General features: G+C 64.2%; 23 protein-coding genes. 11 read left to right on the top strand and 12 right to left on the bottom strand.

Features of this window, described 5'->3' with window-relative positions:
• Positions 1-93 precede the first annotated feature (93 nt).
• Positions 94-1,335 (bottom strand): CBS domain-containing protein, encoded by a 1,242-nt coding sequence (locus tag EA462_RS01560; protein ID WP_124176817.1) that lies wholly within the window; start codon positions 1,333-1,335, stop codon positions 94-96.
• Between the two features lie 250 nt (positions 1,336-1,585).
• Between EA462_RS01560 and EA462_RS01555 the strand changes: the two genes are divergently transcribed.
• The 3 genes from EA462_RS01555 to EA462_RS01545 all read left to right on the top strand — a co-directional run bounded on the left by EA462_RS01555 (position 1,586) and on the right by EA462_RS01545 (position 3,601).
• Positions 1,586-1,822, top strand: a complete 237-nt coding sequence (locus EA462_RS01555; RefSeq protein WP_124176816.1) for a MarR family transcriptional regulator — start codon at positions 1,586-1,588, stop codon at positions 1,820-1,822.
• Between the two features lie 233 nt (positions 1,823-2,055).
• Positions 2,056-2,586, top strand: a complete 531-nt coding sequence (locus EA462_RS01550) for a 50S ribosomal protein L16 (RefSeq protein ID WP_124176815.1) — start codon at positions 2,056-2,058, stop codon at positions 2,584-2,586.
• A gap of 91 nt (positions 2,587-2,677) precedes the next feature.
• Positions 2,678-3,601, top strand: a complete 924-nt coding sequence (locus EA462_RS01545) for an ATP-grasp domain-containing protein (RefSeq protein ID WP_124176814.1) — start codon at positions 2,678-2,680, stop codon at positions 3,599-3,601.
• Here EA462_RS01545 and EA462_RS01540 read toward each other — a convergent pair.
• Positions 3,588-3,989: an Hsp20/alpha crystallin family protein gene (locus EA462_RS01540; RefSeq protein WP_124176813.1), complete on the bottom strand. Its 402-nt coding sequence runs from the start codon at positions 3,987-3,989 to the stop codon at positions 3,588-3,590. The two genes, EA462_RS01545 and EA462_RS01540, sit on opposite strands and share 14 nt — an antisense overlap.
• A gap of 83 nt (positions 3,990-4,072) precedes the next feature.
• Complete coding sequence (locus EA462_RS01535; RefSeq protein WP_124176812.1) at positions 4,073-5,140, bottom strand: type II glyceraldehyde-3-phosphate dehydrogenase; 1,068 nt, start codon at positions 5,138-5,140, stop codon at positions 4,073-4,075.
• A 261-nt stretch (positions 5,141-5,401) separates the two neighbouring features.
• Here EA462_RS01535 and gap point away from each other — a divergent pair, with 261 nt between their 5' ends.
• The 3 genes from gap (at position 5,402) to EA462_RS01520 (ending at position 8,780) form a co-directional block, all read left to right on the top strand.
• The gene (gap, locus tag EA462_RS01530) at positions 5,402-6,475 is read left to right on the top strand and encodes a type I glyceraldehyde-3-phosphate dehydrogenase (protein WP_124176811.1); all 1,074 of its coding nucleotides are present in this window, start codon (positions 5,402-5,404) and stop codon (positions 6,473-6,475) included.
• Between the two features lie 79 nt (positions 6,476-6,554).
• Positions 6,555-7,763 (top strand): phosphoglycerate kinase, encoded by a 1,209-nt coding sequence (locus EA462_RS01525; RefSeq protein WP_124176810.1) that lies wholly within the window; start codon positions 6,555-6,557, stop codon positions 7,761-7,763.
• A 60-nt stretch (positions 7,764-7,823) separates the two neighbouring features.
• Entirely contained in the window at positions 7,824-8,780 is a 957-nt protein-coding gene (locus EA462_RS01520) for an aminopeptidase (RefSeq protein ID WP_124176809.1), read from the top strand.
• Positions 8,781-8,806: 26 nt separating this feature from the next.
• Here EA462_RS01520 and EA462_RS01515 read toward each other — a convergent pair whose 3' ends face one another.
• On the bottom strand, positions 8,807-10,063 hold the full coding sequence (locus tag EA462_RS01515; protein ID WP_124176808.1) for a hypothetical protein: 1,257 nt from the start codon (positions 10,061-10,063) through the stop codon (positions 8,807-8,809).
• Positions 10,064-10,167: 104 nt separating this feature from the next.
• On the opposite strand from EA462_RS01515, the gene EA462_RS01510 reads away from it, so the two are divergent.
• Positions 10,168-10,554 carry a DCC1-like thiol-disulfide oxidoreductase family protein gene (locus tag EA462_RS01510; protein WP_124176807.1) on the top strand — a complete coding sequence of 129 codons (387 nt, stop codon included), beginning with the start codon at positions 10,168-10,170 and terminating at the stop codon, positions 10,552-10,554.
• A gap of 74 nt (positions 10,555-10,628) precedes the next feature.
• Here EA462_RS01510 and EA462_RS01505 read toward each other — a convergent pair whose 3' ends face one another.
• The 4 genes from EA462_RS01505 to EA462_RS01490 all read right to left on the bottom strand — a co-directional run bounded on the left by EA462_RS01505 (position 10,629) and on the right by EA462_RS01490 (position 14,598).
• Complete coding sequence (locus tag EA462_RS01505; RefSeq protein WP_124176806.1) at positions 10,629-11,114, bottom strand: hypothetical protein; 486 nt, start codon at positions 11,112-11,114, stop codon at positions 10,629-10,631.
• A gap of 178 nt (positions 11,115-11,292) precedes the next feature.
• Positions 11,293-12,570, bottom strand: coding sequence for a WD40/YVTN/BNR-like repeat-containing protein (locus EA462_RS01500; protein ID WP_124176805.1), 1,278 nt, complete (start codon positions 12,568-12,570; stop codon positions 11,293-11,295).
• 83 nt (positions 12,571-12,653) lie between these two features.
• Positions 12,654-12,956 carry an Hsp20/alpha crystallin family protein gene (locus EA462_RS01495; RefSeq protein ID WP_124176804.1) on the bottom strand — a complete coding sequence of 101 codons (303 nt, stop codon included), beginning with the start codon at positions 12,954-12,956 and terminating at the stop codon, positions 12,654-12,656.
• Positions 12,957-13,062: 106 nt separating this feature from the next.
• Complete coding sequence (locus EA462_RS01490; protein WP_124176803.1) at positions 13,063-14,598, bottom strand: sulfatase; 1,536 nt, start codon at positions 14,596-14,598, stop codon at positions 13,063-13,065.
• 181 nt (positions 14,599-14,779) lie between these two features.
• Here EA462_RS01490 and truA point away from each other — a divergent pair, with 181 nt between their 5' ends.
• Positions 14,780-15,625: a tRNA pseudouridine(38-40) synthase TruA gene (gene truA / locus EA462_RS01485; RefSeq protein WP_124176802.1), complete on the top strand. Its 846-nt coding sequence runs from the start codon at positions 14,780-14,782 to the stop codon at positions 15,623-15,625.
• A 107-nt stretch (positions 15,626-15,732) separates the two neighbouring features.
• Here the strand turns inward: truA and EA462_RS01480 are convergent, their stop codons facing one another.
• Positions 15,733-16,698 (bottom strand): hypothetical protein, encoded by a 966-nt coding sequence (locus tag EA462_RS01480; protein ID WP_124176801.1) that lies wholly within the window; start codon positions 16,696-16,698, stop codon positions 15,733-15,735.
• Between the two features lie 129 nt (positions 16,699-16,827).
• On the bottom strand, positions 16,828-18,213 hold the full coding sequence (locus EA462_RS01475) for a signal recognition particle protein Srp54 (protein WP_124176800.1): 1,386 nt from the start codon (positions 18,211-18,213) through the stop codon (positions 16,828-16,830).
• Between the two features lie 134 nt (positions 18,214-18,347).
• Here EA462_RS01475 and EA462_RS01470 point away from each other — a divergent pair, with 134 nt between their 5' ends.
• Positions 18,348-18,569 carry a type II toxin-antitoxin system HicB family antitoxin gene (locus EA462_RS01470; RefSeq protein ID WP_124176799.1) on the top strand — a complete coding sequence of 74 codons (222 nt, stop codon included), beginning with the start codon at positions 18,348-18,350 and terminating at the stop codon, positions 18,567-18,569.
• Positions 18,570-18,651: 82 nt separating this feature from the next.
• Here the strand turns inward: EA462_RS01470 and EA462_RS01465 are convergent, their stop codons facing one another.
• Both EA462_RS01465 and EA462_RS01460 read right to left on the bottom strand, forming a co-directional pair.
• A complete protein-coding gene (locus tag EA462_RS01465) occupies positions 18,652-19,119 on the bottom strand; it encodes a hypothetical protein (RefSeq protein ID WP_124176798.1) in 468 nt (155 codons plus the stop codon).
• Positions 19,120-19,122: 3 nt separating this feature from the next.
• Positions 19,123-19,713 (bottom strand): DUF7342 family protein, encoded by a 591-nt coding sequence (locus EA462_RS01460; protein ID WP_124176797.1) that lies wholly within the window; start codon positions 19,711-19,713, stop codon positions 19,123-19,125.
• 357 nt (positions 19,714-20,070) lie between these two features.
• Here EA462_RS01460 and EA462_RS01455 point away from each other — a divergent pair, with 357 nt between their 5' ends.
• On the top strand, positions 20,071-21,546 hold the full coding sequence (locus EA462_RS01455) for a dihydrolipoyl dehydrogenase (protein ID WP_124176796.1): 1,476 nt from the start codon (positions 20,071-20,073) through the stop codon (positions 21,544-21,546).
• A gap of 481 nt (positions 21,547-22,027) precedes the next feature.
• On the top strand, positions 22,028-23,062 hold the full coding sequence (locus tag EA462_RS01450; protein ID WP_124176795.1) for an SDR family oxidoreductase: 1,035 nt from the start codon (positions 22,028-22,030) through the stop codon (positions 23,060-23,062).
• The last annotated feature ends 42 nt before the right edge of the window (positions 23,063-23,104 follow it).

Below are 23,104 nucleotides of genomic sequence, written 5' to 3'. Positions count from 1 at the left end.
ATGTTGATCGCGGAACCTCGAGCCGGCCTCGTCGGGTGTGTCGGCCCCGATCCGCCGAAAACGCGATCGAAAGCGTAGCGAAGAACCCGGGGCTCAGTCCGCGGTTCGTGGGTGTGCTGCCGGCGTTACCGCACCGCTCTTTTGAACGATATCGAAGGCAGTCATCAGATCCGTTCGGGAGATAAGCCCGACGAGATCGCCGTCACCCCTACCGTGTTGTCCCGGGTCGGAGGCGTACTCCGTCGAACGATGGTTCGGTCCCTCGACCACCAGCAGACGGCCGATGTTGTTCTCGCGCATGCGTTCGATCGCCGTCATCGCATCTGACTCCGGCGAAATCGTCTTCAGGTCCGTCGTCATGACGTCCTCGACGGTGTAGGCATCCCGCTCGACCGGATCGATCGTTCGAGCGTCGGACAGCGTTACGAGGCCGATCAATCGCTCCTCGTCGGTGGCGCTCGTCTCGACGACCGGATAGCCAGTGTGACGTTCACTGAACATCCGCTGGAGCAGGTCTGCGATCGTGGTGTCGGGCTCGACCGTGTGAAGGTCGCTCACTGGCGTCATGATATTCGAGACCGTGACGTCCTGAAAAGCCGCTTTCATCGTCACCTGCTGGGCCTCGCTCGAGGCGGCGATATACACGAAGAACGCGACGCCGATGAGGATGATGTTGAACGAGACAAGCAATCCGAACAGTCCCATGAGAATCGCCAGGAACTTGCCGACGCCTGCGGCCTGCTGGGTGGCTTTGGCGTACGGCTTCGAGCGCGCGAGAAACGCCCGAAGGACGCGTCCCCCGTCCATCGGAAACGCCGGGAGCATGTTGAATCCGGCGAGTGCAACGTTCAGGATCGCCAGGTACGCGAGGACGAATCTGGCACCGTCGAAGCCCACTGGGGTAACGAGAAAGAGCGCGTAGGACACGACCCCGACCAGTATCGAGACGATCGGGCCGGCGATGGCGATCGTAAACTCCTGTCGCCAGTCCTCGGGCATCTCCGAAAGCGCGGCGACGCCGCCGAACAGCCAGAGCGTGATCGAGTCGATGGGAAAGCCGTATCGCTGTGCGGTCAGCGAGTGGCCGAGCTCGTGGAGGACGACGCCGACGAACAGCCCGATCGCCGCAACGAGTCCGACGGCGTACGGCAGCCACCACTCGGCTGTAAGCGAATCGGCGTCGATGCCCGCGCCCATACTCGCGTTGAGGATCTCGATAACGGGGCCGAGCTGTAACCCGATGAGGTACGCAAACAGTGGAAGTACGAGCAAGAACGTGAGATCGAGCTTGATCGGTATCCCGAACAGCGACCCGATCCTGAAACTCCGAATCATGCACGATGCTATCGGTGGAGCGCTATTAAACGCGCCGCCGATTCCGCGACTTTTCGCCGTCGCCCCGCTCCGCAGGAGGCGAACTCGAGCGGGCCCGTGACGCGCAGTCTCCGGTTCGTTCGCCGGCCGGCCGAGCCGGTCTCACGTAAACACACACCAATACATATAATCACACACTAGCTCATTAGATGATATTTACTCAATACACCATACTCTTATATCGAACGTCGTTGACGCTCTCGGTAGGACGATGGAACAGCAACTCACGACCGACCGATCCACCGTAATCCCGACCGAGCTCGACTCCCCCCAGGGAAAGCTCGTGTATCTCTACCTCGACGCGACAAGCGGCGCTACGCTGACCGATCTGAACCGGACGCTTGCGATGAACAAAATGTCGATCCTGAGCGTTCTCGATACGCTCTCGAGCGACGCACTCGTCGAGAAACGCGGCGACGAGTACGTGACGATTCCCGCGGTCGAGTGATACGGATTACTGTAACGATTTACCGGCGCACCCGCCGCCCGGGTCGCGGGTGCGCCGGCAATGATTTACAGTAATCCGTATGAGGACTCCGTATTCCGATATCGTAGCGGCTGCACCGGTTTGTACGGATTGCCGTAACGGTTTATCGGCGATCGTTGTCCCCCTCGAGCGAATTCGCGGTTCGAAGGCTTTATCCGCTCGGTAGGCTTCCGTTTTCCTAAGTAATCACAACCATGTCCGATAAACCCGCCTCGATGTACCGGGAGATCACGAAACCGGCCTATACGCGCCGGGAGTATATCACCGGCATCCCTGGTTCGAAGATCGCACAGCACAAGATGGGCGACATCACCGCCGACGCAGACGATTATCCGGTCCAGATCAGCCTCGTCACCGAAGAGGAGGTCCAGATCCGCCACGGAAGCCTCGAGGCCTCGCGCCTTTCGGCCAACCGCTACATGCTGAAAAACGCAGGCGAGGGCAACTACAAGATGATCCTTCGCAAGTTCCCCCACCACGTTATCCGGGAGAACAAACAGGCGACCGGTGCGGGAGCGGACCGTGTTTCCGACGGAATGCGCCAGTCGTTCGGTAAAATCGTCGGTACCGCGGCGCGAATCGACCGGGGCGACCGCATCTTTACCATCTGGTGTGACGTCGACGACGCCGAATTCGCCAAGGAGGCGTTCCGTCGTGCGTACAACAAGATCACGCCGCCGTGTCGAATCGTCGTCGAGAAGGGCGAAGAAGAACTAATCGCGTAACGCGATTTTCCGCTGTCGTTCGGGACCGAGGTCTTCCCCGTTGACCGTCGTCTCGAGCACCTTTTTACCGCTCTATCACCGATTCACGAGCATGATCGATCTCGCGGTCGCCAACGCGACGCAGACGTTCCGGCGGATGCGGGAGCCACTGGCCGAGTGCGGCGTTCGAGTTCACCACGTGCCCACGAGCGAGCGCGTGGTTGATCTGACCGATCCGCCGTGGTCTCCCGACGAGTACGACGCGGGCTTCGTCTATCCCGGGCGACTCATGGAGGGCGGGGTTGCCGATGCACTCCTCGAGATTCCGTGGCTCAACGATCACGAGGCGGTGTTGACCTCGCGCAACAAAGCCGAGGTGCTGGCGCGACTCGAGCGGGCCGACCTCCCGGTGCCGAAATCGGTGTACGTCTCGAACGACGTCGACGAAGGGGAGTTGGCGACCGTCTTCGATCGCTTCGAACCGCCGGTCGTCGTCAAACCGAACTCGACGACTCGCGGCGTGGGCGTCGCGAAGGCTCACGACCTCGATTCGTTTCTGGGGATCTGTGACTACCTCTCGCTGGTCCACGACTATCGCGCGACCGGCGACCGGTCGTTTCTCGTCCAGGAGTACCTGCCACACGCCGCCGATTACCGGGTGATGGTTCTCGAGGGCGAGTACGTCGGCGCGGTGGAACGTCGGCTTCCCGACGACGCCATCACGGACGGCCACTGGAAACACAACGTCCATCGAGGCGCGGAGGCGACCGGCGTCTCCCTCCCCGCCTCTCATCGCGAACTGGCGGAAGCGGTCGCCGCCGAACTCGAGATTCCGTTACTCGGCGTCGACCTGCTCGAGGCGGACGGTCGCCTCGTCGTCAACGAGACGAACGCCCGGCCGACGATCGACGAGGAGACGAAGTACGAACCGGAGTTTTACGACCGGCTGGCGGCTGCGATTCGGTCGACGATGGCCCCAGAGACGGATCGGACGGAAAACGACCGCGACCGCGACGCCCGGATTACTCGAGACTGATATCCGAGGATTTTTCGGCCGGTTCGAAGACGACCTCGAGGACGCCGTTGTTGTACGTCGCTGAGGCGGTATGCTCGTTCACTCGCTGGGGCAGCGAGAGGCGTTCGTCGTACTGGTGATGCTCGCTTCCGGCCGAAATCGTCAGTGTCTTGCCGTCGCACTCGAGGTCGATGTGTTCTTTTGCGACGCCGGGAAGATCAGCGACGACGCGAATCTCTCCCTCAGTTTCGTGGATATCGATGTGCGTGTCCATTCCGAAGCCACTCTCGACGTTACTCGAGGAGTTGAAGTCGACGTTCGCATCGGCTCCGTTCATCATTTCGTTCATCATTCGCTCTATTTCGCGAAAGAGATCGTCAAAGGGTTCGTCGCGGTCATCTCGACGCATGAGAGTTGGTAAGAAGGGGAGGTGCAAAAACTTTCCCCGAGTCGGAGTCGAAATCGAGTTGTATCCCGATCGTCTCGACCGGGCTAATCCGCGGTCTGTCTGTCGAGCGTCAGATCCTCTCGTCCGTCGAGGCGGCCGAGGCCGATTCCCAGCGTCTCGTTCGTGAGCGATCTGCTCTCCGGACCCGAGAGATGTCCCGAGAGCGCGCGGAGCGCGTCGACGTTTTCGGGAACGACGTCGGACTCCTGGTGGATCGCCTGCATGCAATAGAGGTCCGATCCCTCGAGCGTGAGCGATTCCTCCCAGATGCAGTTCTCCCAGATGTCGCCACGGGGACGTCCGGCGTCGAGCGCGAAGTCCTTGAGCGTACCGGCACCGTCGATGCCGGCGTACTCGGGAATCAACACGAGTCGGTCCTCGGCCCGGAGTCGATCGCGGATCTCGGAGACGTCGTCGGGGGCCTCCTCGAGCGTCACGTTGACCGCGTGGACGTGCATCATCGTGGTCGGGACTTTCAGCCCGATGGTGTCGATATCGAGGTCCGGAAAGATCGTCTGGACGTCGGGGCCGTGGTGTGAGGGGATCGAGACGGGGTCGGGGACCGCGTCGTTGATCGGACCGCGTCCCGTCTGGTCGGGGTCGCCGCCGCGCCGGATCAGCGTCGCTCGAGCCTTTTCGATGCCGTAGTTCTCTTCGATCGGGGCAACGAACCGGGAGAGGCCGGTCGTATTACAGGAGACGACGCGCGCGTAGTCCGCGCCGGTCGCCTCCTCGTAGTTCACCCGGGCGTTGAAACTCACTTCGGCAACCGTCGCGTCTTCGCCGCCCTGAAAGAGTGCAGGAGTATCGTGGCGTTCGTAGAGCGATCGGTTGTCCGCGCCGACTCCGGACGGGGTCGCATCGACCATCACGTCGCTTTCGTCGACGAGTTCGTCGACGGTTCCCGCGAGATCGATTCCGATCGAGCGAAACTCCTCGGTGCGCTCGCCGTCGACGGCGTAGACGGGATAGCTCTCTTCGGCCGCGCCCACGGCGACGTAGTCCGGGCTTCGTTTTGCGACGCCACAGACGACCATATCTGGCTGTGCACGGATCGCATCGGCCACTCGTTTGCCGATGGTTCCGTATCCGTTGACTCCGACCCGTAACATACGATTCACTCTCCACCGTCGATACTCATAACCGTTTCGCAAAAATATTACAGATGTTAACTCGAAATTGAGTTATATAGAGAAAAACGCATGATGTGAGCGCCAATTATGGATACCTGACTGATATCACACATATAATGAATGTGTGATAAGCTGGCTAGGGCCGCAGTCGTTTACGCCCTAGATGACGACGGAGTACCGTATCACCGCTCGGGTCGAATGGGACAACCATTTTAACGGTGGACATCATACAACTCAAATATGAGTGAACATTCATACAGCGGTGATAACGGATCCAGCGAGCCACTGCGAATCGGGCTCAACGGCTTCGGACGGATCGGTCGGAACGTTTTGCGTGCGTCTCTCTCCTACGACGACGTCGAGGTCGTCGCGATCAACGATGTCATGGACAACGACGACATGGAGTATCTCCTTCGGTACGACTCGGTCCACGGCCGACTCGAAGACGTTTCGCGCGACGGCGACGCCCTCTCCGTCCAGGGTCGAGAGATCCAGTTACTCTCCGAGCGCGACCCGGCCGCGTTGCCCTGGGACGACCTCGAGGTCGACGTCGCGTTCGAGGCAACCGGTCTCTTTCGGACGCACGATGACGCCGCCCAGCACCTCGAGGCCGGTGCGGACAAGGTTCTCATCTCCGCTCCGCCGAAAGGGGAAAAGGAAGTCCAGACGATCGTTTACGGTGTCAATCACGACGAGTACGACGGTGCCGACGTCGTCTCGAATGCGTCCTGTACGACGAACTCCGTCGCGCCGGTCGTCAAAGTCCTGGACGACGAGTTCGGCATCGAGTCCGGGCTGCTCACGACGGTTCACGCCTACACCGGCACGCAAAGCCTCGTCGACGGCCCACTGGCCAAACGTCGTCGCGGTCGCGCCGCCGCGGAGAACATCATCCCGACGTCGACCGGTGCTGCGATCGCCACCACCGAAGTCCTCCCCCAGCTCGAGGGTAAACTCGACGGGATGGCGATCCGCGTTCCCGTTCCCAACGGCTCGATTACGGACCTCACCGTCGACCTCGAGGCCGACGTGACCGAAGACGAACTTGCCGAGGCCATCCGCGAAGCGGCCGACGACGAACTCGCCGGCGTGCTCGGCTACACCGACGACGAGATCGTCTCCCGCGATATCGTCGGCCTGCCGTTTTCGTCCTACGTCGACCTCGAGTCCTCGATGGTCCTTGAGGACGGTCTCGTCAAAGTCCTCACCTGGTACGACAACGAGTTCGGCTTCTCCAATCGGATGCTCGATCTGGCTACCTACGTCGCCGCCGAAGCCGACAGCGTCGACGCCGAGGGAGCGGTCGCACCCTGACTCGATTTTCACAGAACGATCGACCGGATTTCCCGAGACGGTTCACAGCTTTAAGCACATTCGACGACACCAGTTACGCATGCCCACGTTCACCACTATCGACGACCTCGAGCCGGCCCAGCGGCTGCTCGTTCGCATCGACGTCAACGCACCCATCGAGGACGGAACCGCACAGGACAACCGCCGGTTCGCCCGCCACGCGGAGACGATCTCGGAGCTGCTCGAAGACGGCCACGCCCTCGCCCTGCTCGCCCACCAGGGCCGGCCGGGGCGGGATACGTTCGTCTCGCTCGAGAGCCACGCCGACGTGCTCTCGGCGCACCTCGACCGCGAGGTCGCCTTCGTTTCCGACACCTTCGGTGAGGAGGCCCTCGAGGCGATTCGTGACCTCGAACCGGGCGACGTTCTCCTCCTCGAGAACAGCCGAATGTGCGAGGGGGAACTGCCCGAAGAGGAGCCAGCGGTCAAAGCCGAAACGGAGCTCGTCCGGACGCTCGCGCCCGAGTTCGACGCCTACGTCAACGACGCCTATTCGGCGGCCCACCGATCACACGCTTCACTCGTCGGCTTTCCGCTCGTCATGGACGCCCACGCGGGTCGCGTGATGGAAACGGAGTACACCGCCAACTCCGCGATTCGAGACCGGGAGTTCGACGGCACCGTCACCATGGTACTCGGCGGAACGAAAGCCGAGGACCTCATCCCGGTCATCGAGCAGGTCGACGACACCGTGGATCGGTTCTGTCTCGGCGGTATCGTCGGTGAACTCTTTTTGCGTGCTGACGGCCACGACGTCGGTTACGACGTCGACGGCACCGAGTTCTTCGACCATCAGTGGGCGGACCATCGCGAGACCATCGAGCGCGTCCGCTCGGAGTACGGCGATCGACTCCTGCTCGCGAGCGATCTCGCCGCCGAGAGCGACGCGGGCGAGCGCACCGAAGCTGCCGTCGAGAACATCGAGAAAGAGACCTCCTATCTCGACGTCGGTTCCGAGACCGCACGGCGCTACGCCGATCTCGTTCGCGAGTCCGACGCAGTCTTCGTCAAAGGCGCACTCGGCGTCTTCGAGGACGAACGCTTTGCCGATGGCACCGTGTCGGTGCTATCGGCCATCGCTGAAACCGATTGCTTCTCCGTCGTCGGTGGCGGTGACACCTCCCGCGCGATCGGAATGTACGATCTCGAGGAGAAGGACTTCTCGCACGTCTCGGTCGCGGGTGGTGCCTACGTTCGCGCGCTGACCGGCGACTCGCTCGTCGGCATCGACGTCCTCGAGCGTCGGTGATCGCGACGGCTCCCGGTTTCGAGGACAAGACCTTTCGTTCGAACGGACGCAGGCACACGTATGTCCGAACTGCGTTCTGCCGCCGAGACGGCCGTCGAGCAGTGTCTGGCTCTCGAGACCGACGAATCCTGCGTCGTCGTCACGGACGACGAGCGCGAGTCGATCGGAGAGGCGTTGTACGCCGTCGCGAGCGAGATCACCGACGACGCGACTCTCGTCAAATACCCGCCCGGAGAGCAACACGGCGGCGAACCACCCGCCCCGGTCGCAGCCGCTCTCGCCGGTTCGGACGCCTTTCTCGCGCCCACGACGAAGAGCCTGAGTCACACTCGCGCCCGTTCTGACGCGACGGACGGCGGTAGCCGCGGCGCGACGCTTCCCGGCATCACCGAGTCGGTGTTCGTCACCGGACTCGATGCGGACTACGATCGGATCCTCGCGGAGTGCGAGCGAACGCTCGAGTGCGTCGCCGGAGCCGACGAGGTTCGGGTTACCACGGACCGCGGCACCGACATCACGTTCGAGATCGGTAACCGCGAGTGGTTCGACGACACCGGCGACGTGAGCGAGTCGGGTTCGTTCTCGAACCTCCCGGCGGGCGAGGTGTTCGTCAGTCCCGAATCCGCGGACGGGCGGTACGTCGTCGACGGGACGATGCGACCCCACGGTCTCTTGGAGAACGAAACCCTCGAGTTCGTCGTCGAGGATGGTCTGGTAACCGAGATTTCGGACGACGAGATCCGCGAGCAGGTCGAGGCCGCTGCGGCGGACGTCGACGATGCGGCCTACAACCTCGCGGAACTCGGCATCGGGACGAACGTCGGCGTCACCGATCTCGTCGGCTCGGTCCTCCTCGATGAGAAGGCCGCCGGAACGGTCCACATCGCGATCGGGGACAACGCCGGTATCGGCGGCGAGACGGAGGCCCCCCTGCATCTCGACGGAATCATCCGCGATCCGCGCGTCTTCGTTGACGGCGAGGAACTCGAGTTGCCCGCGGCCGATCGTCCCGACTGATTCAGTTGAAACCGATTGATGCCGTCTCAAACCGGCTGGCGGAGCGCCCACACGTCTTCCGTCGGCTCGAGTCGATGCGGCTCGCGTCCTCGCTCGGTGAGGATTCCGGCGTGGTACAGCATCGCTTTGAGCTGAAAGACTGTCGGCGAGTGATAGACCGAGCCGTCCTCGAGCGCCGACTGACGAAGCGAGCCGTCGTCGGTGAGGACGCGGCGGCGAACGGTCTCGTCGCTGCGGATGAACAACTCCACGGTGAACGTCGGATGTAACTCGTGTGCGTGCTCGACCAGCTCCACGAGCGAGGGCTCGGGTTGCCAGTCGTCGTGCATGGTCTGGATTTCCGTGACGAGCAACTCCGTCGCGGGATACGAAAAGAGCACGCGCCGGGCGAGTTGACCCCACGCCGGAGCCAGATCGACGAACCGTCTCCGCGACTGATACCACTCCGAGAACTGCGAGAGCGCCGCCTCGGCGGAGCCACAGCGGGCGTTCCCGAAGCGAACGACCTCTCGGCCGAGCGGCGTGAGTTCGACGAACGGACCGTCCTCGATCAATCCGAGAAAGGCGGCTCCGCGTCTGGCGTCGTCGACCGCGCTGACGACCCGGTGTTCAGTGAGTAGCGTCGCCGTGTCGCCGTCGGCGTCGTGAGCCAGCGGATAGCCGAGGTAGTTCTTCGGGTGGTTGAGCCCGAACGAGGCGTTCGCGACTCCCTGGGAACCGGCCTGGAAGCGAAGCGCCGCCGCCTCCGACGTGGTACGGTTGCCGACCACCCGCGGAACGTCGAGAACCTCGACTTCACCGGTCGGCTCGACCCCGAGAACGCCGACGTTCAGCTCTCGAGCGAGCGTTCGATCCGTGCCGGAAACGGCGTCCGCTGGCGCGGCGACGTAGGCCGCGTTCGCCTCGTGAAGCCGGTCGTAGGCCTGGACGATCCCGCGGCGGGTGTCGACGCCGCCGCTTGCGTACCCCTTCGCTTCGATCGCGATCAACGGAGGTTCCTCACCGAGGCGTTCGACGGCGAGCAGATCCGACTCGAGACGTGCCACGCCGACGAGGTCGGGATATCCTCCACCGATCCTGACGTGGTTGAACGGCGCGAGGCGGGCCCGAATATCGGGATCGACGGGGCTGCCGGGAAGCCACTCTTCCTTGGCGAACTGCGTGTCCGCGACCACGTACGAGGATTGTTCGGTATCCGTCTCGGTTCCATCCGGCGGAAACAGCCGCCGTTTGGCGTGGGCCAGCACCTCCGGTTCCGAGAGCGACCGGGCCGCACTGGTCATGCTCCCGTATTGGCCACCGCGATCAATAATGTTCTGGCGGGCGACGAGGCGCTCACTCGAGCCCTCGGAGTCAAGCGTTTGTACCGCGAGCACGTGTGTTCGGTATGGCCGATGCGACGCTCGTCTTCGACGACGACTGCGGCTTCTGTACCTGGTGGGCCGAGTACTTCGACGACCGAAGCGAGATCCGGATCGTCGGATTCAGCGATCTCACGCCCGGGTTGCGCGAGCGGTTGCCCGACGAGTACGACTCCTGTTCGCACTTCCTCGCGGACGGTGAGGTCCACTCGTGTGGCGCGTCCATCGAAGCGGCGCTCGTCCACTCCGGTCTCGCCGGTCCGGTCACGGACGTCGTCGAATTCCTTCGGAACTTCGAGGACTACGAACGGCTTCGCGAACGGGGTTACGAGTGGAGCGCCAACAACCGCGACCTGCTCGGACGGTTTCTCTCGAAAACGCCGCCGGCGAGACGGACGGGAGACGAAACGTAACGGCCGCTCGAGCACTCGGCAATCGCGACGGCGATTCACAGGCGGTGCGAGGCGATTTGCTGCTACGTGGCGATCTACTCGATGTCGAGCTCTGAGCGCAGATCAAGCAGCGTCCCTTCGTCCGCCGAACCGATCTGGAGGGAGCCGTCCCACTCGCCCGCCTGCATCGCATCCGCGAGTGACCGTCCGATCACCGGCGTATCGACGACCTCGTCGGCTGCGTGAATCGCAAGCTCCCGTTCCGACGGCGCGTCGAACGCTCCGATCGACTCGAGGTCGTCGACGAAGGAGTCGGTCGCCTCCTCGGTCAACCCGATCGGGACGTAGTAACGGCCCTGCTGATCGTTGTAGTCGACGGTAGAGACCTCGACGACGTCACCGTACGTCGCGAGGACGAGTTCGTCGTTTCCGTCGTCCGTCGTCGTCACGAGCGGTGCCTCGGGATTTCTGGCCGCCACGTCGGACCCACTTTCCCCATCGCCGCCGTCCTCACCGAGACAGCCCGACGTCGCGACGATTCCGAGACCGGAAATCGCGAGCATCGTTCTGCGGGAGACCATAGTTGCGACATCGAAACACGGCAACTAAGTCGTTACGCCCACCGAGGGACCGGTCCGTCTCTCGAGACGTTCCCGCCGCTACTCGCGGAGGAGGTTCGTGTCGGTCATCGGTTCGCCGGGAACCGTGCGTCTTCGCGCGTGTCCCTTCGCAGACGACGTTCGCAGATCACGTGTGGTGCTACGCTCGAGAGTCGGTTCGACGGAGCACGGTTCCGCCCTCTCCGACGGCGACCGATCGCTCGGGACCGATCGAGACGGCCAGAACCGCGGCCGCGTCGGTGTCGAAGTGCTCCCAGGACGGCGGTTTCGAGCGCTCATCGGAACGCCGCTCGTGGATCCCCCCGTCCGTGTCACAGGCGACCGTTCGTCCGTTCCGGTGATCGATCCCGGAAAGCGAACCATCGACGACGCGTTCCGGAGTCCACGTCGAACCGTCGAAGCGGCGGACGACGCCGTCGTCGGCACAGACCATCGGCTCGAGACGGTCATCAGCGGCGACGCCCTCGAGCGTCCCGTCCGCCCCCGCGGGGCCGATCCGAGTGAACGACTCCCCGCCGTCGTCGGTCGCGAAGACGCCGTCGTTGGTGTCACAACAATAGCCGGTCGATCCGTCCACGAGGACGACCGCGCTCAGACTCGAGCCACCGCCGGGTTTCAGCGGCTCGTTCCACTCGGGCCCGCCGTCGCGATATCGGCCGCGGATAACCGCACCGGATCCGGTTATGAGCAGGACGGTTTCCTCGCCGGCGGAGCCGCCGGCGGCGACTCCGAGTATGTTATCCGTGATCTCTCGCGGTGCCGTGTAGTCGGTGTGACGACCCGAACCGACGTCGAGACGACCGACTGCGCCGCTGTTTCCGGCGACCCAGACCGCATCGCCGTCGTCGGTCGCGTCCGCGCCCCACAGGTCGTTCGCACTCGCGCTCGGGCCGTCCTCGAGAAGGATGGACCACGACTCCGTCCCGCCATCGGTACCGACGATCCCGCCCGCTCCGACGGCGTACGCGACGTCGCGTTCGGTGATGACGACGTCGAACAGCGTCGCGTCCGCGTCGAAATCGACCGACCGCCAGCGAACGGACGGGCCGTCCGTTTCCTTTGGTTCGTCGTCCTGGGAGTCGGTTTCGTCGTCCCGTGTGTCGTGAGTGTCGGATTCGGACTCGTCGGCGCTTATCTCGCGTTCGTTTGCCGCCGTGGCAGTCTCGGCGGTGTCGTCCGATACCTTCCCGACGTCGTCGCCGGATTGCTGGACGTAGAGTACCGCCGGCGGGACGACGTACGAGGCGAGCGCGAGGGCGACGAACCAGCGGTGGACGAACGTCAACGTTCCGAACGCCGTCAGTCCGGCAGTCGCGACGGCGTGGACCCAGGTTTTCGTGTACCGTCGAAAAAACGGCACGAATCCGTCCTGACGTCGGCTATCGCGACGAGCGATCGTGGAGTCGAGATCGGCCATCTCAGAGCAACGATAGCGTCCGTATCGGACCGGTATGCAAAAGCGTGCTGCAGGCGAGCGCGTCCGTCGAAACCGCGTCGGCGCTATCGGTCTCGTCCACCGGCGGCCCCGACCGTGACGGTCAGGACGCCGTTGTTGTAAACGGCCTCGCGTTCGTCGGTGAAGGTTCGGCGTGGCGGTGACGTGACGATTCGCTCGTACCGAACACCGCCGGTTTCGCTCCCGGGACCGATCCGAATTCGGAGTCGCCTCGAGCCGACCGCGACCGCGACGTCGTCGATATCGGCCGGGAAGGCGTCGACCGTGAAGATCAGTTCGTCGTCCTCGCTGTCGTAGCGAGCCTGAGTCGGAAACGAGTCCGTCGAGGCGGACGGTGCGGGGGACACGGCCGGCGGTTTCGATCGAACACGGAAACCGGTGTCCGTGTACAGCTTTCCGCTTGAAATCGGAACCCGCCGCCGGACGCGCTGAACGCGAGCCGCCCGCGTCGGTTCACAGATACCCGAGATCCGCGAGCCGTTCTTTGGTCCCGTCGCGCATGTCGATCGCCTCGTTTGACCCGGCCGACTCGAGCGGCTCGAATCGGTTCTCCAGTCGTCCTCGGAGTGACCGCACCCGTTCGGGCTCGTTCGCGGCGAGATCGGTTCGCTCGAACGGATCGTCCACCACGTCGTGGAGGCGCTCGAACCCGTCGTCGCCGCGAACGTACTTGTACTCGGCTGTGCGGACGGCCCGGAGCCGGCGGTCGAACTCGCGGACGCGGTCCGGCACCTCGCCAAAGCGTGCCTCGAGTCGATCGATCGACGGCTGCGGGGCGACGTACTCGGCAAACACGGCCTCCCGTGGCGGGTCTCGAGCCGCCGGATGCATCGACCGACTCGACCACTGTTCGCGGAGCTGGGGATCGTCGACGTCGACCGTCTCGAGCAGCGTCGCCGGGAGGTCGAGCAGCTGGACGAGATCGTCCCGGCGACCGCCGTCCGTAAACGGGCCGCCGTGGAGGACGAGCGGGACATGGATCAGCGTGTCGTAGAGGTTGTACTGGTGACCGAAAAACCCGTGTTCACCGATGTGTTCGCCGTGGTCGCCACAGACGACGAACAGGGTGTCGTCCCACTCGCCAGCGTCCTCGAGTGCGTTTCGGAGGCGACCGACCTGTCGATCGACGTAGGCGAGCTCGGCACGGTAGAGCCCCCTGAGCATGTCGAACTCCCGTTCCGTAATCTCGTAGTCCTCGCAGTCGAACGCACGGGGGTCCTGTCGGATCGCCGTCGCCTCCTCGTAGCTCGCACCGTCGGGAAGGAACCGCTCGGCGTACGCTCGAGGGGGATCGTACTCGACGTGAGGCTCGATGAAGTTACAGAACAGGAAGAAGGGTCGATCTCCCCTTCGACTCTCCAGCCAGTTCGCGATCCAGGACGTCGACCGATCCGCCCCGTCGTCGCCCGACGGCTTGAACACCTCGCTGTAGAGGATGTTAGCCGCGTTAACGACCGGGTTGCCGTCGAACAGTCGGTTCCGGGTCGCCTCGAGTTTCTCGCGGATATCCTCGCCGCGGACGACGGCCCCCATATCGGCCTCCGACTGGAGGTACTGCCACCCCTTCCGGAGGTCGTCGAACCCCTGGTCGAAGCCGAACTCCTCGGTGATCCAGGTGTTGTTCGAGACGCCGATCGTTCGAAACCCGGCATCGGAGAACGCTTCCGGGAGCGTCCGAAGCGTCGGATCGAGGTACGTGTGGTCGCCGTGAGTCCCGTGCTCGGATGGGTACAGTCCCGTAAACATCGACGCGTGCGACGGTAGCGTCCACGGCGCGGTCGCGACGGCGTGCTCAAACGCCGTTCCGTCCGCTGCGAGACGGTTCAGCGTCGGCGTCGGCAACTCCTCGGGTGGTCCGGAACGCGTTCGCGGTCGGTCCGTCGTGGCGCTCAAATCGACGCTCGAGGCACGGGCGGTGTCGAGAACGACCAGAACGACGTTCCGGACGGGTTCGTGTGACTCTACATCACGTCCGCTGGATGAGTCCATGGGTAGGGCAACTCCACTTTACGGAGGGAAGGCCGCCGGCCCGGAGAGTGCAGGGAGTTGACGGTGTCGGTCGTCGTCGTCGAACGCGCCGGTAAATCGTTACAATAGACCGTATGACGGGGCGGACTCGCCGCTTCGACGACGGCAGTCGACGGGACTAACACGGTGGCCCCCCTCGAGAATGTCGATGCGAGCGTTCCGGATCGCCTACGACGGCACCGAATACGCGGGCTATCAGCGCCAGCCCGACGTCCCAACCGTCGAGAACGCGATTTTCGACGCGCTCCGATCGCTCGGCGTCCTCGGATCCGACGCGAGAAAACCCGACGGATACGCGGCCGCCGGACGGACCGACGCCGGCGTCTCCGCGCTCGCCCAGACGATCGGACTCGAGTCGCCCGAGTGGCTCACGCCGCGAGCGCTGAACGGCGAACTCCCCGGTTCTATCCGCTCGTGGGCGTCTGCCTGCGCCCCCGACGACTTTCACGCGACCCACCACGCGAGCCGACGGGAGTACACGTATCACCTCCACGCGCCGGCGGTCGACGACGATCGGTTCGCCGCCGCCTGCGAGGCTCTGTCGGGACCTCACGACGTCCACAACCTGACGCCCGACGATCGGAACACCGAGCGCTCACCGACGCTCGAGTCGAGGCGGGACGGCGACTTTCTCGTCGTGACCGTGACCGCGTCCGGCTTCGCCCGCGAACTCGTCCGTCGGCTCGTCTCGCTCGCGAGCGCGGTCGGCTCCGGGGAGTCCCCACCGGAAAAGATCGACCGCGTGTTCGCCCCGGAGTCGCTCCCCGGCCACGAGGGAATCCAGCCCGCCCCGCCGGAGCCGCTCGTGCTGACGGACGTCGAGTACCCTCGGCTCTCCTTCGAGGTCGATCCAGCGGCGGCCGAAACCGCCCGAGAGGTGTTCGATGCGCGCTCGGTCGAACGACGAGCGAGAGCGCGAGTCGCACGGATGGTCGCGGACGGTGTACAGGATCGTGGCGGTGACTCTTCCCCGCGCGATCATCACTGACCGTCTCGAGAACGCACATCGGCGTTCGTCTCGAGACTGCTCGTTATCGCTCGTCTCGAGACCGGCAATCGGCGTTCGTCTCCAGAACGACGACCTACGATCTCGACTTACTCCCCACAGGACGCCGCGGCGTCGAGGGCGTCCTCGGCGTCGTCCCGGTACTGACCGGCGGCGACGACATCGCCGTCGTCCGCGGCGGCCGACGCGTTCGCGAAGTTCGCCGCGGCGTCCGTCAGGTGGTTGCTCCGACACAGCGCCGTCTCGAAGTAGCCCTCGAGCCCGTCGGGCGCGTCGTCCGAGCCGCCTTCGAACGTTTCCGTCGCGGTTTCGAACGACGCTTTCGCGTCGAGAAATGCGGCTTCGGCATCGCCGTGTGAGCCGTCGTCGGCGTACGCTCGTCCTCGATCCAGGTCGTCGTCTCCCTCGAGCGTCGCGTCGTAGCCCGAGGCGAGCGCCGACTGGCTGATAACGACCGCCTCGAGCGTCGAGACGCCCGACTCGACGTCGGTGAGATCGACGGTTTCGAGGGACTCGTATCGGCCCTCGTCGATGGCTTCGATCGCCGCCTTCGCGTCGGTGAGACGGTCGCCGGCCGTCTCGAGCGCTTCGATTCGATCGTCGAGGAGTTCGGTTGTGGTCTCGCGGTCGTGCTCGTCGCCGCCGTCCGCGAGTGCCGTTTCGATGCGCTCGATTTCCTCGAAGAGCGCCTCGTCGGTGACCGTCCCGGCCACGTCGATTGCCGCCTCGAGCACCGTCGCGTAGCGCCGAAGCTCGTCGATATCGCCGGCTCGTTCGTCCTCGAGTTCAGCTTCGGCGGTTTCGAGGTGATCGCGCGCAGTCGAGAGGTGCGTCCGCGGCGTGTCGGGATCGAAGTCGACGGACTCGGGCTCCGCCAGTTCGTCTTCGATCTGCAACGCGATCGCTGCGTCGTTCAACTGGCCGATCCCTCGGCTGAGCGCCCGTTCGCCGGTTCGATCGTCGACGTTCGCCTCCCCGTTCCCGTCGCCGTCGAGACAACCCGCGAACGCCGCCAGCGCGGCGGCCCAGCCGGCCAGATACCGTCGTCGGTTCATTCGACTCGAGGATGCGACTCGAGGGACTTCAACGTATCCAGTCGCGAAGCGACGACTATCACCCTGCCAGGACGGTCGTCGAACGGAGAACGCGGCTTCCGGTCAGGGACGGAATCGATACCGACCCGATCAGAACGGTCCCATGCCGCCCATTCCGCCGCCACCGCCTTGCTGTTGCATCTGTTTCATCATCCGCTGCATCTCCTGGTCGGAGCCCATTCCCTGGAACTGCTTGATCGTCTTTTCCATCATCTTGTACTGCTGGAGCAGTTCGCGGACGTCGTCCTCGCTCGTTCCGGAGCCGCGGGCGATGCGTTCGACCTGGCTCGCACCGACGGCTTTGGGATACTCCTTTTCGGCGTCCGTCATCGAATCCATAACGACGCTGAACGTCTGCATCCGATCCTGCGTGACGTCCATCGCGTCGTCGGGCAACTGATCTTTGATCCCGCCGCCGAAACCGGGGATCATATCCATGACCTGATCGAGCGGACCCATGTTGTTCATCGCCTCCATCTGCTTTTGCATGTCGTTCAGGGTGAAGTTCCCCTTCAGCATGTCCTCCGGGTCCCAGTCGTCCTCCTCGATGTCGGTCTGGGCCATCGCGCGCTCGACGCGCTCTGCGAGTTGACCGAGGTCGCCCATCCCGAGCAGCCGCGAGATGAAGCCGTCGGGCTCGAAGCGCTCGACGTCCTGGACCTCTTCGCCGGTCCCGAGGAAGGCGATCGAGGAATCGGTCTGATCGACCGCCGTCAGCGCACCGCCACCCTTTGCGGTCCCGTCGAGTTTCGTGATGACGACGCCGTCGATGCCGACGGACTCGTCGAACTGCTTCGCCTGATCCTTTGCACCCTGGCCGATCGCCGCGTCGAGGACGAGCAACGAGGTGTCCGGATCGGCGACGGCTTCGATCTCTTCGATCTCGTCGATCAGGTCGTCCTCTAACGCGTGGCGACCCGCGGTGTCCACGATGTGGACGTCCGCCTCGCTCGTCTCCTCGAGCCCCTCGCGTGCGATATCGACCGGATCGTCGTTGTCCGGGTTGCCGTAGAAGTCGACCTCGGCGCGGCTCGCCATCTCCTTTGCCTGATCGTAGGCGCCGGGCCGGAAGGTGTCGGTCTGGATGACCGCGGGTCGTAACCCCTTCGTCGAGAACCACCAGGCCATCTTGGCGGCGGAGGTCGTTTTACCGGATCCCTGCAGCCCCGCCAAGAGGATGGTCTGCTCTTCGAGGGGCAACTCAGTCGATTCTCCGATGAGACCGACCAGTTCCTCGTAGACGATTCGGAGGACGAAATCGCGCGCGGGAGTGCCGGCGGGGGGCTCCTCTTCGAGCGCGCGCTCTTTGATGCTGTCCGACAACTCCATCACGAGCGAGACGTCGACGTCGGCGGAGAGCAGCGATCGCTGGATCTCCTTGACGATCTCCTCGACGTCCTCCTCGCTGAGTCGCGACTTCCCGCGGAGTTTGTCGAGGGTATCCCGCAGCGAACTCCCGAGATCGTCGAGTACCATTTGATCGATCTACGGGACGACGGCGTTAAAGGTTTTTTCTACTGCCGACAGGTCTCGTTCGTGCCAGCCGGGCGACCGACCGGTTCGTCGTCGGCGTCGGAGGGTATTTCAGCCGACCCGAACAACCAACCCCTATGAGTTCGGACGCAGACGTCGATCCCGCCGACTACCCCGCCCTCGAGGACGCCGAGGTCACGGTGTACGAAAACGATCACGGCCTCCACATCGCCGACGACGAAGTGACGGAGGTCTCGAGTCAGGGCCAGACGCCGGAGAAGGCCCTCGAGAATCTTGCCGCGGCCGTCGAGTCGTACAGGGAAGCGACCGCGGACGAGACGGGCGACGACTGGCTCTGAGACGGATTGCTGTACCGGTGCGCCCGCCGCCCGGGATACTATTCGAGAGAACGGTTCACTGCTCATCAAGATTGCCGAGCGGTCACCCGGTGTATTCGGGACTGTTGAGTTCGTCAGGACCGTCGTGGTACGCTGCGTGCCAGTTCTTGAGTACCCCTCTGGTGACTAACTTCGGGCGGTGGACGGTGAAACACGATGGTTCGATGTCGTTTGGATGGCTTGATGCGTTCGGCGGCGGATGAAAATGCGCGTCCCCTTGAACGTTGTAGTCGCCTCCGTGTGGGTGATGACCCCACCGAAAATCGAGATCGTCTTCTGTGTAGTGAAATTTGTAGTCTCCTTCGATTGTCCATTGAGTTTCGAATCGACCAGTAGATTCGTCCTGTAGACCGGCGGTTAGCTCTACCATCAGTACTGATGGACTGACCATATCGTCAACCGTCGCCGTCGCTAGTGGTGCCTGCCGGAGGAACTCATCACGAATCGTGAAGAGGACATCGCCGTCAATTGCTCCTCGAAGCCGGTGAGAAACGTCATCGTTGTTCGCCATTAACTAGTGTGAATTGACCGCTTGCGTCGAGTTTGAACGGCTTTCAGCGATGTAATCAGTTGCCTTTCCAATTGAGACGGCGGCAGTAGCGAAGGCTAAATTCCGACGAGTTGTCTGCCACTCCGTTACCACAGATCGATCCACGCGGGTATCAGAGTCAGAATTGTCGAGTGCTTCGTTCCCAAGACGAACAACGAGTTCCTCGGGCGAATCAACGCCGTGTGTCTCCCGATACTCCTGTATCTCCTCTTGCAACTCCGCAACGCGAGTAGTGAGTTCTTCAACCGAACGTTCAGAAAGGAGTCTATTGGCGCGTTCGGTGACCAGGGACTCGTTTGATCGCCGGTAGAGCGTTGCGCCGCGTTTTCCCTGCGTCGTGGTGACGAACCCGTCTTCTGCCAGCGCTTCCAGATGCTTCCGTGCGGTCTTCGGAGTCGTTTGTGCGTCATCCGCAACCGCTCCAGCAGTCACTGGGGTGTACGTGTGACGGATGACGTTCTTGACCCGTTCTGCCGGCGTTGTCTCCGCCTCCCATTCCGATCTAACCGCCTCGTTGATATCGTCGTACGGATCGGGCGACCGAGGGTCAACCATACTCACCCGTTCGGTCTGCAGTAATATAACACCTCTGGGTGGAATCTATACTCCCTCCAGCTCGTATGGATCGCTGTACCGATGTACCGGCGGTGAGTCGAACCGTGTGAGACGAATCTCGGTGGAGGAGTGCAGCGAGTCCACCGCTGCACCCGCCGCCCGGGTCGTGGGTGCGCAGGCAATGACGGACAGTATATCGTATCAGAGATTGCGACCTGTCTCCGAGCCCACCGGACGGTCGGGACGGCAACCCGTACGGTTGTGACTCGGTCGGTGTCACTCCTCGAGTCGGACCGACTCGAGCGCCCGGCGACAGCACACGGCCGTTTTACCACGCCGTCCGTGGTTACGTGATCCATGACGGAGTACGATATCGTCGTGATCGGCGGCGGGTCTGGTAGTCAGGTCGCGACCGCCGCGGCCGACAGCGGCCTCGAGGCGGCCGTGATCGAACGCGGTCCGCTCGGCGGGGCCTGCATCACGCGGGGCTGTGTGCCCTCGAAAGCGTTGATCCACCGCGCGGACGTGGCCGAGGAGCTACGGCGAGCCCCCGAGATCGGACTCGACGCCGCGCTGGAGGGAGTCGCGTACGCCGAGATCACGTCTTCGATCCGCGACTGGGTGTACGAAAGGGCCGCCCGCCAGGAACGGAGCCTCGAGGAAGCCGACGGCGTGGCGCTGTACCGCGGCGAGGGGCGGTTCGTCGACGAACGGACGCTCGCGGTCGATTCGAACGGGGACGAAACCGATGGGGACGTCCCGGACCCGATCCGGGGCGATCACGTCGTCGTCGCGGTCGGAAGTCGCCCGCTGATTCCGCCGATCGACGGCCTCGGGGCCGTCGATTTTCTGACCAGCGACGACGCGCTCTTCCTGGACGAGCGACCGGACTCGATCGTGATCGTCGGCGGGGGCTACATCGGGGCCGAACTGGGCTACTTCTTCGGCGCGTTAGGTGCCGACGTCTCGCTGATCGGACGCAGCGACGTCCTCGTCCCGCGCGAGGACGGTGCGATCAGCGAATTCGTCACCGAGTCACTCGAGCGCTACTGCGACGTCTACGCGGGCCACGAGGCGGCGGCGGTCGAAGCGGAAGACGGCGGAGTCGTCGTGACTGCCGAGCGGGGGGAAAACGGCGACGGCGAAGACGAGTCGCCAGACGGAGAAGGCCGAGGCGAATCGGTCGACCTCGAGGCGGATCGCCTCCTGCTCGCGACCGGCCGTCGGCCAAACACGGACACGCTCGATCTCGAGGAGACGGGCGTGGAGACCGACGGTCGGGGATACGTCGAGACCGATTCGATCCTCGAGACGGCCTGTGACGGCGTCTGGGCGCTGGGGGACGTCCTGGGCGAGCAGCCGTTCAAACACGCGGCGGATTACGAGGCCCGCGTCGTCGCGGCGAACGTCCTCGAGGACGCCGGCCACGAGGTCGAGTACGAGGCGATGCCCCGCGCGATCTTCACCTCGCCGCAGGTCGCCAGCGTCGGGGAGACGGAGGACGAACTCGAGAACGCCGACCGGGAGTACGAGTCGACGACGGTCCCGTTCGACGTCGCGCCGCTCGGGGTCGTCCTCGAGGTCGACGGCTTCGTGAAGGTGCTCGCCTCGCCGAACGGCGAGATCCTGGGCTGTCACGTCGTCGGCCCGCAGGCGTCGATTCTGATCCAGGAGGTCGTGGTCGCGATGGAGCGCGGGTCCGGCACCGTCGACGACGTCGCGAAACCGGTCCACGTCCACCCGGCGCTCTCGGAGGTCGTCTACGCGGCGTTCGACGAACTTTCTTCGAACCGGTACTCGACGGCACCGGACTGGCGCGACGTCGGCGGCTGAGACGGTCTGCTGGAACGACTCACCGAGCAGCCGCCGACGGTTCGCGGTTGCGCCGGTACTGACGTACACCGGATCGAAGACGGCGACTACGACAGCTGGTACGACGAGTGGTTCGGGACGGCCGAGTCGGTCGCGGCTCGCCGCGCTCGTCGCCGGTAACGAATCCGATCGGCTCGCGGTCCAGTCTCGCGATCTGGCGGCGTCGATTCCGGCGACCACGCGGTACGTCGAGTTCGCAGACGCCGACGGGACCGGCGGCCACTGCGAGGGCGCGGGGCGAGCGGTGTTCCACCAGCGAACGTTCGACTGGCTCGACGGGATCCTCGAGACGGAGACCGGCGTCTAGAGACCGTTCCGATCGGCTTCGATCCGTTCGCCGCCTTTCGACCGCCGCCACGCACATACAGGCGACGGCGAAAAGATCGTCCGTCCCCGAGCGTCGGGCGTCCGGTCGGTGCGGTACCGGAACGGAGAACGGCTCATGACAACGGAACACACACCGCTCGAGGAGCAAGTGATCGTCGTCACCGGCGCGTCGTCGGGGATCGGGTTGACGACCGCGCGCATGGCCGCGGATCGAGGCGCGAAGCTGGTGCTCGCCGCCCGTAGCGAGGACGCACTGGAGGAACTGACCGCGGAAATCGAGGACGACGGCGGCGACGCGGAGTACGTGGTGGCCGACGTTCGAAACAGAGACGACGTCCGCGAGATCGCGGAGACGGCTCGCCAGTCCTACGGCGGCTTCGACACGTGGATCAACGGCGCGGCGGTCTCCATTTACGGCAGACTCGCGGACGTCCCGGTCGAGGAGATGCGCGACCAGTTCGACACCAACGTCTGGGGGCTGCTTTACGGCTCGCTCGAGGCGGCCGACCACCTGCGCGAGCGGGGCGGGACGATCGTCAACGTCGGCAGCGTCGTCTCGGAGCGCGCGATGATGCTCCAGGGGAGCTACTCGGCGTCGAAACACGCGGTCAAGGCGTTCACCGACGCGCTCCGGATGGAACTCGAGGACGAGGGTGCGCCCGTCTCGGTGACGCTCGTCAAACCCGGCGCGATCGACACACCGTACCCGACGCACGCGAAAAATCACATGGACGAGGCGGCGACGCTTCCGCCGCCCGTCTACGCGCCCGAAACCGCAGCCAGGGCGATCCTGCACGCCGCCGAACACCCCCGGCGGGAAGTGACCGTCGGCGGCGGCGGAAAGCAGCTCACCGTCCTCGGTCAGCACGCGCCGCGGCTCATGGACGCGCTCATGAAGACGATCTTCTCGAGACGACAGCGGACGGGCGATCCGCCGCGACCGCGCGACGAACACGGCCTCCACGACGCCGCCGGCGATCTCGAGGAGCGCGGCGACTACGAGGGCCACGTCGCTGAGACGAGCCTCTACACCAGGATCGTCCAGCGCTCGCCGATCCCCGCCGGGGCGGTCGTCGGCGGAGCGGTCGCGGTCTCGGCGGCACTCGCGTACAGGGCCGTTCGAAGGCGGAACGAGAGCGCCGACTCGTAGCTACGACTCGTCCTCCCGCAACACGTCGCCCTCGGCCGGCTC

The organism is Natrarchaeobius halalkaliphilus (genome assembly GCF_003841485.1).
Taxonomy (GTDB): Archaea; Halobacteriota; Halobacteria; order Halobacteriales; family Natrialbaceae; genus Natrarchaeobius; species Natrarchaeobius halalkaliphilus.
This window is presented reverse-complemented; position numbering and strand designations above follow the sequence as displayed.